A 502-nucleotide genomic window follows, 5' to 3' on the forward strand; every position below is an offset into this window, starting at 1 on the left:
TTGTCTTTACGTAGTTTAAATTCTAGTTTGATGGTTGGACGAGGTGCATCAATGATCTCAACTTTGATGCTGGTAATACGCTTAGAGCCGTCTAATTTCGGCTCTGGACCAAACTCAATTTGTTGATCGCTGTATTGCGTCAAGACTTGTGCGTAAGACGCAATCAAGTAAGCACGGAACGCATCAACGAACTCTAGCACGTCTTCACGTTTTGCCCCTTTCAAGTTAGGGCCAAGGAGTTTCAGTGCTGCGTAACGGTCGTTGACGTAAGGCATCAGCTCTTGCTCAACAATCACCTTTAATAGATTAGGATCTTGTTTGATTTTTGGCTGTTCTGCTTTTAGTCGAGCAAATGTCACTTCAGCCACTTGCTTCATCATTTGATATGGCTGAGTTTTACCCACTTCTGTCGCGCCACCACCAAAAGCGGTAAGCACCACTGAAAATGAAAGTAATAGTCTAGCCAACATAGTTATTCCTTACTTGAACCGTCTGAACCACC

1 protein-coding gene is annotated in these 502 nt (G+C 43.6%); it reads right to left on the minus strand.

Annotated features, from left to right (window positions below; all coding sequences use genetic code 11):
• Positions 1-470 (minus strand): ABC transporter substrate-binding protein (locus tag R7Z50_RS31520; RefSeq protein ID WP_318150278.1); only part of this gene is annotated, 470 nt, incomplete at its 3' end.
• Positions 471-502: the final 32 nt, after the last annotated feature.

This window comes from Vibrio sp. 1249-1, from assembly GCF_033340495.1.